The 9,397-nt window shown below is 56.3% G+C and carries 9 protein-coding genes; 4 read left to right on the top strand and 5 right to left on the bottom strand.

What is annotated here, in order from left to right; all coding sequences use genetic code 11:
- Positions 1 to 33: 33 nt before the first annotated feature.
- From ACTG39_RS01085 to ACTG39_RS01100, 4 genes are all read left to right on the top strand, one after another.
- On the top strand, positions 34 to 981 hold the full coding sequence (locus ACTG39_RS01085; protein WP_439105663.1) for an ABC transporter ATP-binding protein: 948 nt from the start codon (positions 34 to 36) through the stop codon (positions 979 to 981).
- Complete coding sequence (locus tag ACTG39_RS01090; RefSeq protein ID WP_439105664.1) at positions 971 to 3,817, top strand: Gldg family protein; 2,847 nt, start codon at positions 971 to 973, stop codon at positions 3,815 to 3,817. The genes ACTG39_RS01085 and ACTG39_RS01090 overlap by 11 nt, the downstream gene beginning before the upstream one ends.
- Positions 3,814 to 4,692 (top strand): DUF4340 domain-containing protein, encoded by an 879-nt coding sequence (locus ACTG39_RS01095; protein WP_439105665.1) that lies wholly within the window; start codon positions 3,814 to 3,816, stop codon positions 4,690 to 4,692. The genes ACTG39_RS01090 and ACTG39_RS01095 overlap by 4 nt, the downstream gene beginning before the upstream one ends.
- Before the next feature lie 137 nt (positions 4,693 to 4,829).
- Complete coding sequence (locus ACTG39_RS01100; RefSeq protein ID WP_439105666.1) at positions 4,830 to 5,480, top strand: transglutaminase-like domain-containing protein; 651 nt, start codon at positions 4,830 to 4,832, stop codon at positions 5,478 to 5,480.
- Between the two features lie 56 nt (positions 5,481 to 5,536).
- Here ACTG39_RS01100 and ACTG39_RS01105 read toward each other — a convergent pair whose 3' ends face one another.
- The 5 genes from ACTG39_RS01105 to ACTG39_RS01125 form a co-directional block, all read right to left on the bottom strand.
- Positions 5,537 to 6,289 carry a hypothetical protein gene (locus ACTG39_RS01105; RefSeq protein ID WP_439105667.1) on the bottom strand — a complete coding sequence of 251 codons (753 nt, stop codon included), beginning with the start codon at positions 6,287 to 6,289 and terminating at the stop codon, positions 5,537 to 5,539.
- 81 nt (positions 6,290 to 6,370) lie between these two features.
- Positions 6,371 to 7,258: a 3-hydroxyisobutyrate dehydrogenase gene (gene mmsB, locus ACTG39_RS01110; protein WP_439105668.1), complete on the bottom strand. Its 888-nt coding sequence runs from the start codon at positions 7,256 to 7,258 to the stop codon at positions 6,371 to 6,373.
- Between the two features lie 19 nt (positions 7,259 to 7,277).
- On the bottom strand, positions 7,278 to 8,390 hold the full coding sequence (locus tag ACTG39_RS01115; protein WP_439105669.1) for an enoyl-CoA hydratase/isomerase family protein: 1,113 nt from the start codon (positions 8,388 to 8,390) through the stop codon (positions 7,278 to 7,280).
- Complete coding sequence (locus ACTG39_RS01120; protein ID WP_439105670.1) at positions 8,383 to 9,171, bottom strand: enoyl-CoA hydratase; 789 nt, start codon at positions 9,169 to 9,171, stop codon at positions 8,383 to 8,385. Before ACTG39_RS01120 ends, ACTG39_RS01115 begins: the two co-directional genes overlap by 8 nt.
- On the bottom strand, positions 9,168 to 9,397 hold a 230-nt coding region (locus ACTG39_RS01125; RefSeq protein ID WP_439105671.1), incomplete at its 5' end, for an acyl-CoA dehydrogenase family protein. The genes ACTG39_RS01120 and ACTG39_RS01125, both read right to left, overlap by 4 nt.

Consider the following 9,397-nt stretch of genomic DNA (forward strand, 5'->3'; position numbering starts at 1 on the left):
CCACTTTTTTACCTATTTTTTCACCGGAAGGTCATGATCGACGTCGAATCAGTCACTCGGTACTACGGCAAGACTCCAGCGGTTAAAGAAGTAAGCTTCTCTATTGACGAGCGTCAGATCATTGGGCTGCTGGGACATAATGGCGCCGGTAAGACAACCGTCATGAAGATGCTCAGCGGCTACCTTGAGCCATCAGCTGGAAGCGTGCGGGTTGACGGTAAAGACATCAGTACCCATGCAAAGGAGATTCAGCGAAAACTCGGCTATCTTCCCGAAAACCTTCCCATCTACCCGGAAATGTCCATCGCCGACTATCTGGATTACACCGCGCAGCTGAAACATCTTCGCGGCGATGCAAAACGTCGCAGTCTTAAGTATGCCGTCGAGGTTACTGAACTGGGCGCGCGATATTTCGACCCCATCGGTCAGCTCTCCCGGGGATTCAAACAACGGGTCGGAGTCGCTCAGGCCATTCTGGGAGAGCCGGAGTTGCTGATTCTGGACGAGCCGGGCAATGGCCTCGATCCACAGCAAAATGAGCATATGCGTGACCTGGTGAGAGAACTCTCTGGTCGTGCAACAGTCATTTTGTCGACCCACGTCATGCAGGAGGTTGATGCGCTCTGTGAAAGAGTGCTGGTGCTCTCCAATGGCACCTTGGCATTGGATTCTCCGCTGGCAGATCTCCGTGAGAGTCGCGAACTACTGGTGACCGCAAGCGATGAGGCCGATGATTTGGCCGGTTTGCTGTCGCGCCTGCCTCAGGTAGCCGAAGTCTGCACTCTGGATAGCGCCGACAACAAACTGACCCTGAGTTTGCGCCTACGCGAAAGCGCCGTCATGGATACCGCGGCGGGCAACATCAGCCACACCGTGATAAACGGCGGGGCAAAGCTTTATTCACTCACGCCTTTGCGACGCAATCTGGAGCAAATATTCCGCGACGCGGTCAAAGAAACGGGTGCCAGCCATGGGGCCTGATGCGGTGCTGTTTCGAGTCGCGCGCAAGGAGCTGCAAATCTTCTTTGCCTCTCCGGTTGCGTGGTTGTTCCTTGCGAGCTTTCTTGCCACTTGCCTGTTTGTATTCTTTTGGGTCGAGGCATTTTTCGCGCGAAACATAGCTGACGTGAGACCCCTGTTTGAGTGGATGCCGCTATTACTCATCTTTTTGAGCGCAGCGCTGACGATGCGTAGTTGGAGTGAGGAGCGGCGCAGTGGCACCCTGGAACATGTTCTCACCTTGCCGGTCCCGCTCTGGCAGTTTGTGATCGGTAAATTTTTGGCCTGCGCCCTCATACTACTCATTGCACTGGCGGGAACGCTGCTCCTGCCATTCACTGTCGCCAACATCGCGAGTCTGGACTGGGGCCCGGTGCTTGCCGGCTACCTCGCAACGTTTCTTGTTGGCTGTAGTTATTTAGCCATAGGGCTCTTTGTTTCTTCACGCACGGATAACGCGATCGTCAGCCTCATCGGCAGTGTTGCCCTCTGCGGTCTGCTCTATCTCGCCGGTAGTGATCTCCTGCTGGGATTTTTTGGCGGCGGTTTTGCAGAAGTGCTTCGTCTTCTGGGCTCGGGCTCACGCTTCGAAAGCATCACCCGGGGCGTCATCGACCTTCGTGACCTCTATTACTACATCGCGGTCACCGCAGCTTTTCTGGGCTTGAGTGTCTATGCACTGGAACGCGGACGCTGGTCGCAGCAATCGAACAAGCGACACCGGGGCTGGCGACTGGGCGTCTCGCTGCTACTGCTCAACCTGATCCTCGCTGGACTCTGGTTACACAAGCTTCCCAGCCTGCGATCCGATGTCACCCAGGGCAAACTCTATTCACTCTCTCAACCCAGTGAGGAACTGCTGTCGCAACTGGAAGAGCCTCTGCTGATCCGCGGATATTTCAGTGAACGCTCCCATCCGCTCCTCGCCCCTTTGGTGCCACAGCTTCGGGACCTGCTGCGAGAGTACGCCGTGGCTGGCAACCGTAAAGTGCGGGTTGAGTTTGTGGATCCGGCTCAAGACGCCGCCGCAGAACAAGAAGCCAATGAGGAACACGGCATTCAGGCAACCCCTTTTCAGGTTGCCGACCGTTATCAGTCTTCTCTGGTAAACGCCTACTTCAATGTGCTGGTGCAGTACGGAGACGAAAAGGAAGTCCTGGGCTTCTCGGACTTCATTGAAGTCAAAATGGCGATGGCAGGGGAGCCCGAGGTCCTCCTTCGCAACCCCGAGTTCGATGTCACCCGCGCTATACGCGACGTTTTGTATCGCTATCGCAGCAGCGGGGAGCTCTTCGATCAGATCGATAAACCGGTCACGCTGCGCGCTTATGTTTCCAGCGACACCCTGCTGCCCGAGCTCCTGGTGGACTATCGCAAGGCAATTCGTGCCCAGGCCGAAGCACTGGTTCCCCGCTCGCAGAACAAATTCAATATCGATTTTGTTGAACCGGAAGCCAACAATGGTGCTGAGGCCGCGCGCATTCTGGATAAGTGGGGCTTCCAGCCGATGATCACCGCCATCGGTGATGAGAATCAATTCTACTTCTACCTCACACTGGAGGACGACCATCAGGTCATACAACTGCCCACCGGGCGTTTTGACAGCGCGGATTTTGGTGATGCGCTGGAGGCCGGCTTGCGACGCTTTGCCAGCGGCTTTACCCGCACCGTAGCGTTGGCGCTACCCAGCAGCAGCCGGGCTCAGGGCGGCATGCCGCCGAGTGGCCATAGCTTTGGCACGCTGCAGCAGACGGTGAGCCAAGACCACAGCATTCTCATGGAGAATCTCGAGGATGGCAGTGTCGACCCCAGCGCTGACTTGCTTATGGTCATGGCGCCCGAGGCGCTGAGCCAACAAGGCCTGTTCGCAATTGATCAATACTTAATGCGCGGTGGTACGGTAATCATTGCCAGCTCCCCCCGGTCTATAGAAACCCAAGGGGCTGCACTGCAGTTACGCAGGGTCGAGAGTGGCATAGAGAGCTGGTTGGAACATCACGGGCTGCGCGTGGAAGACACCGTTGTTCTGGATGACCGGCAGGCGGCGTTCCCCGTACCTGTGCTACGCCGCGTAGGCGATTACGAATTCCGCGAGATGCAGTTTGTTGACTATCCTTATCTGCTGGATATTCGTGATGACGGCTTGAATGCTGATCACCCCGTCACTCGCGGCCTCCCCAACCTCACCGTCGCCTGGGCATCACCGCTAACCGTAGAAACCCGCAAGGGGATTGAGAGCGTGACTCTACTGAGCAGCTCTGACGCGGCCTGGTTGTCAAAGCAAACAGACGTCATGCCGAGTGTTGATGACAGCGGGCAAAGTGGTTTTTCCGCAGCGGGGCAAGTTCGGCAACGCGCCACTATCGCCGCAGCGCTTAGCGGCGAGTTCACAAGCTTTTTTAACCAAGTACCAGAACCCGCAGCACCAGAGCAAAATGCGGATACGAGTATAGAACCGCCGAGCACGGCGCTGATTAGCAAGTCACCTGCCTCTTCGCGACTTATCGTTGTGAGTTCCAATGACTTTGCCAGTGATCAGGTCCTAAGCGGCGTTATCGCCGCATCCGGCACCCAGTATTTTGGCCCCCTCGAGTTCCTGATGAACGCCGTAGACTGGGCGCTGCAGGACAGCAGCCTCATGAACATCCGTTCCCGCGCACACTTCAATCGCACCTTACCTGCACTCCCACAGGGCGAACAGGCGACTATCGAATATGGCAACTACGCAGCTGCGCTGTTTTTCCTTCTGGTGATTTATGGCCTTTGGCGACTCCAGGGTAAACGGCGACAGAGACAGCTTGGAGCGGTTCTCAAATGATACTTCGAGCTCTCGCCCTACTATTTGTTGTACAGCTCGCATTAGTTGCGACGCTGTACTGGCCTAAGGCTCCCGCAAAGATAAGCCGGGAAGCGCTTATCACAACAATTGCACAGGACGCGATTAGCCGAATTCAGCTGTCTAACAATGACGGAGCCACGCTCGTCCTCGTTCGTGATGCGGACGAGTGGCGCCTTGATCTTGGCATCCCCGCAGATAGCACCAAGGTAGCCGGCTTGTTGAGCGCCCTGCTGACCCGGGATCCTGGATTCCCCATCGCAGACAGTTCAAGTGCGGCCAAGCGTTTTGAAGTATCAGAGACCGCCTTTATCCGGCGAATTACCCTGGCCAGCGCCAGCAGTAAAGTCACCGCGTATCTGGGCAGTACGCCAGCAATGGGCAAAATACATGCTCGCTTAGAGGGCGAAGACGCCGTTTACCTACTGCCGTTAAGCAGCTATGACGCGCCGGTCGATATCGACAGCTGGCTGGATACACGACTCCTGTCATCTAAAACGCCGACGCTGTTCTCACTCTACGGTGTGGAGTTCACTAGCAACGACAGCCTCTGGTCCCGCAGTGATGGGCAAGCCACCAACCAGGCGCTCGCTTCTGCCTTCGCTGACGTACTCGCTAGCCTGCAAATCAGCGGTTTAGTCGATCCTGCAGATGGGGATTTGGCCAGCGCGGGTGAATCCTTGCGAGTTGCTCTGGGCGATGATGAAGGCGTCAGCCTGCTTAGCGTCCTCCACAGCGAGGATTCAGAGCGCTACTACTTTGAGAGTGAGCGCTTTGACGAGATATTCAGTACCAGCGCCTATGATGCCGAGCGTCTCATAGACGCGGCAAAGGCCTTGATAGCGGGCGACGGCTGAAGCGAACAGACTAAGTTTGGACCTAACCTGGTGGGTCTGAATCCAGTCGCCCTTTCCCATTGTTCGCCGCCTTTATAGCGATGGCCAGTGAAAACCAAAAACTACCCAGAAGAGCGATATAGCCTTTGGAGACAACCATGGCCCCTGGCCCCCAGACCCTCGCCCCAAGCTGGTTTCTCGACAGCGATAGCGAAGCCGTATGCGCCTACGCGTCTCAAGCCGGCAAAAACAATAAAGATCCCATCGCCATTGCCGAGGATCTTTTCTATACCGTACGCGATGGGATCCGCTACGACCCCTATCAGGTCTCCCGCGATCCCGAGGTCTACCGGGCCAGCGCTATAGCCGGCGCAGACAGCAACTGGTGTGTTCCCAAATCGGTGCTACTTACTGCCTGTGCTCGCGCTCGCGGCATACCGGCACGCCTGGGCTTTGCGGACGTTCTCAATCACCTGACCAGCGACAAGCTCAGCGAAAGTATGGGCACTGACCTCTTCGCCTGGCACGGCTATACGGAACTCTGGCTGAACGATCGATGGATCAAACTTTCAACGGCATTTAACATCGAGCTCTGCGAGCGCTTTGGCGTTGCCGCCCTGGAATTTGATCCGATCAACGGAGCCCTCATGCACCCCTATGACACCAGCGGCCGCAGGCATATGGAGTATGTTCGTGAGCGCGGCAGTTACGACGACCTGCCCCTACAAGATATCTTCGAAACCTTTGATGAGGTGTACCCGGATATGGCGATTTCTGAGACCAGCGCCGACTCCGCGTTTCACGGGTAACCCCCGCAGGCAACGACCGGTGCTAGCGATTCCTCGCCCTAGGGAGTTGCAAAGCCTCAATCCTGCGGACTCTGCTCTATGTTTCCCAACTCTTTCTCTAGCAGTGCTCTTGCGTTTTTGAAATTCGCTAAGTTCCGATCCAGCCACGCAATGCTCGTGGAACTGGTGCGACGCAGATCTGAGAGTCTCGAAAGCAGTACTTTGTCAGAACAGGTCGAGCCCATTTCGAACTCAAGCTCCTCCCAGCTAACGTTGCTAAAACCGTTGACGGGACGATCTAGCCAGAAAATGAATCTATCCCTGATGTAGGTATGACTGCTTCTCACCCGCTGTTGCTGAGCAGGAAAAACCCTCAGCTGATAGTTATGCTCACGCACCGTCTCATTGATGGCATCCCGTAACTCCTCATTGTCCACAAGCAGCAAGCGCCCCGACGAACGCAACTCCTCCAGGGTGCCGTCTACGAACTGTGCGGGAATCAGTTTGCCCATATGAAACACGCCGTTCGCAAATCGATCCCTCTTCTCCTTCGGTACATCGCACTCTCGAAGAGAATTCAAAACAATACTTAGGTTGTCGAGGTTAGAAGTTACGAACGCTTTCGTCCGTTCGGTGCCGGTTATAGACAGTGAAAAGTCCGCCTTAAGTCGATGCAGGTAGTCTCGTAGAAGCTGCTGCTCGCGCTGACTCTCTTGCCAACTCTGAGCCTGAATACCTAAAAACACACCGAGAGCCACGATCAAGAACTCAAAGGCCACGGCAGTCCAGTTCTGGCTTTTGAGGTGCAGCGTGAGTCGTTGCAGTAGCACAGGCATCCTTTAGGTGAGAGATTTGTCGAATTCGAAGAGATACTAGCCTATATCGCGGGAAGCCAGGCTGTTGTCTCGTTGCTAGCGCCGATAACGCTCCAACACACTGGAAAAATCTCGAGTCCCATTCCCCGCATCCTGATGCGCACTATAGAGTGACTGAGCCAGCCGTCCCATACGATTATCGACTCCCGCTGCCTCTGCGACTTCCATCGCGAGGCCAAGATCTTTTGCCATGAGGTCCACCATGAACCCCGGCTGATAGTTGTTGCTTGCGGGGCTGCCCTCCATAACCTCGGGCCAGGGATTGTAGACTTCGAGGGACCAGTTACGCCCGGAGCTCGCCAGCATGATCTCTGACAGACGCTCGGGGTCCAGACCATGCTGCTCGCCCATTGCCAATGCCTCACAGGTACCGAGCATATGTACGGCAAGCAACATGTTATTACAGGCTTTGGCGACCTGACCGGCGCCGGCGGGACCCGCATGAAAACTCGCGCGGCCCATCACGTCCAACACCGCCTGCGCGGTCTCAAACACCGTTGCATCGCCGCCACACATAAACGCGAGCGTGCCGGCTTGCGCCGCAGCAACACCACCAGAAACCGGCGCATCAAGAAAACCAATTCCGCGCTCTGCCGCCGCTTCACCCACGCTGCGCGCGGTCTGCGCATCAATAGTCGAGCAATCCAGCACGGTGGTACGTGAGTCCAGCATGGACAGCAGGCCATCGTCTCCAAGATACAAGCCGGCGACGTGCTTCCCTGCCGGGAGCATGCTGATCAAAAAGTCTGCAGACTCAGCCGCCGCCTTTGCTGAGTCAGCAACTGTCGCTCCCTGTTCGGCCAAAGTTTTACAGGCATCTTCGGACAAATCAAAAACCGACACGGCAAAGCCCGCGGCGACAAGGTTGGCTGCCATGGGGCCGCCCATATTGCCAAGACCAATGAACCCTACACGTTGTTGCATCTTTGTCTTCCTTTAACGGTTATAGATCGACGAGGGGGTTTTCAGGCCAGGGCGCGGTAAAAAACTGATCCACTAACTCGGCCGGTACCGCGCGAGATTCGGCGTAAGACCAATCGGGTTTACGATCCTTATCGATCAATAAGGCACGAACCCCTTCAGCGAACTCCGGGTGTCGCATGATGTTGGTTCCCAGCTGCAGCTCTTGCTGAAACACTTCCCGCAGAGAACTGTGCCGGGTTTCGAACAGCTGACGATCAATCCACTGCGCAGCCAGCTTGGAGCCATACACCAAACCATCGCGGGCCTTTGTCAGCCATCGATCCTCAGTCTCGATGCCCGTTATGCGATCGATAACATCATGAATATCATCTCCATCACACAAGGCATTGATGGACTCCAAATGGGGTTCAACCTGCGCTTTTGGCAATTCGGCAGCACCCTCTGCCTCGCTAAAAGTCCGCAGGGCATGACGCATTAGTGAATGATTGGCCGCGCTATCCCGACCCCAGTTCACAGCGAGCAAGGCAGCAAGCACCGCATCTTTTTGCTCAGCAGCGATGAAACGATCCGCAAGACCGCAAAACAAGGCATCCGCCGCATTCACCGAAGCCGCCGTCAGCGCAAGAAAACGTCCACTCGCTCCTGGCATATGGTTCAGAAACCAGCTGCCGCCCACATCCGGAAATAGCGCAATGTTCACCTCGGGCATGGCGATACGCGTCGCCTCGGTCACAACGCGATGGGAGCAACCCGCCATCACACCGAGTCCACCACCCATGACAATTCCGTGACCCCAGCAAAGAATGGGCTTGGGATAGGTATGAAGGTTGTAGTTCATGCGGTATTCCCGCGCGAAAAACGTCTCGGCGTATTCGCAGGGACCACCGGGCGTAGCCGACGAAGAAGCATGCAGGGCATGCACGTCTCCACCAGCGCAGAATGCTTTCTCGCCGCTGCCGTCGATGACAATCGCTGCTATGGCTGGATCATCTCGCCACTCATCAAGAGCACCCTGTATGAGATCGACCATCTCGAGGGTCAGAGAATTCAGTGTCTCGGGACTATTGAGGGTGAGCCGACCCAGTTTGCCAGCGGCTGCGGACTCTTCCCGCACCAGAACCGCGTCAGGCATTTTTCCACTCCGGCTCACGCTTCTCGAGGAACGCATTAACGCCCTCGCGTTGATCTTCCGTGCTGAACAGCTCTACAAAGAGGTCGCGCTCGGCCGCCAAACCATCACCGATCGCCTTGTCTCGTGCGCTGTGTATCAAGCGCTTGCAGCGCGCGACGGCACTGGGGCTTTGCTGGGCTGCCTGCGACGCGAGGGCCAGAGCGTGTTCGAGTGCTGTGCCTGTTTCGACAAGCTCTTCTGCGAGACCGATGCGCTCCGCAGTGGCTGCGTCAATGCGCTCATTGCAAAGAATCATGCGCTTGGCCCAGCCCTCACCGACCAACTGAGCAAGGCGCTGGGTTCCTCCTGCGCAAGGCAGTAAGCCCACGCGTGCTTCTGGCAGCGCGAGCTTTGCCTGGGACTCTACAACCCGGATGTCGCAAGCCAGGGCCACTTCTAATCCGCCGCCCATGGCAAAGCCATTTACCGCCGCGATGGAGACACCGCGAAAGTCCGCCAAAGCCTCAAATGCTTCGCCAAACAAACGCCCCATAGCGCCTGCTGTCTCGGGGTCGCCATCGGCAAACAGCTTTAGGTCGGCTCCTGCGGAGAAAAACTTTTCTCCGGCGCCGGTCAGTACAAGCGCGTAGATGTCCGACTGCGCATTGAGATTCGCGATCAGGTCGCGCAAGGCGGGAAGGCTCTCGGTATCCCAGGTATTTGCCGCGGGGTTGTTAATGGTGAGCAACGCGGTATTGCCGCGCTGTTCGACAAGGAGTTTGGGAGAGCTGCTGCTTATCATCGAATAACCTCCAAAGCGCCGTCCATCATCATCTTTCGAGCGATGATCACGCGCATGATTTCGTTAGTGCCTTCCAGAATCTGATGAACTCGCGTATCGCGAACATGACGTTCCATAGGGTACTCACGGATGTAGCCGTAGCCGCCGAACAACTGCAATGCCTCGTTACATACGCGAAAACCAAGATCCGTTGCCATACGCTTGGCCATGGCACAGTAGGTACTGG

This window comes from Congregibacter sp., from assembly GCF_965662665.1.
GTDB lineage: Bacteria > Pseudomonadota > Gammaproteobacteria > Pseudomonadales > Halieaceae > Congregibacter.